Source organism: Streptomyces luteosporeus (assembly GCF_039532865.1).
GTDB lineage: Bacteria > Actinomycetota > Actinomycetes > Streptomycetales > Streptomycetaceae > Streptomyces > Streptomyces luteosporeus.
Map to the genome: position 1 here is coordinate 1 of NZ_BAAASL010000094.1, position 507 is coordinate 507.

Genomic DNA, 507 nt, shown 5'->3' on the forward strand with positions numbered 1-507 from the left:
CGGCGACATCTGGGTCAAGGGCTCGCGGCAGTTCCGCGACTTCGACGACTACCTGCTGCCGGCCGAGAAGTTCGCCGCACTCAAGCGCGAGCAGGCCCTGCCCCTGGCGATCAACCCGAACAGCGACCAGTACCTGGAAGAGCGTTTGCAGCTGCTGGACGAGCAGTTGGCCACCGTCACCCGCCTGGCCAAGGACAACGAGCTGCCCGATGCCATCCTCACCGAGTCAGGGCTGAAAATCACCCCGCTGGATGCGGCGGTGCCGGATCGGGCGCAGGCGCTGATCGACCAAACCAGCCAGTTACTGCCGCGCATCAAGATCACCGAACTGCTGATGGACGTGGACGACTGGACGGGCTTCAGCCGCCACTTCACCCACTTGAAGGACGGGGCCGAGGCCAAAGACAGGACGTTGCTGCTGTCCGCAATCCTCGGTGATGCGATCAACCTCGGGCTGACCAAGATGGCCGAGTCGAGCCCCGGCCTGACCTACGCCAAGCTGTCCTG

1 protein-coding gene is annotated in these 507 nt (G+C 64.5%); it reads left to right on the forward strand.

The annotated features are described in order from the left end of the window. Nucleotides 1-507, forward strand: a 507-nt coding sequence (locus ABD361_RS30590) for a Tn3 family transposase (protein WP_344440256.1), incomplete at both ends; no start/stop codon positions are given.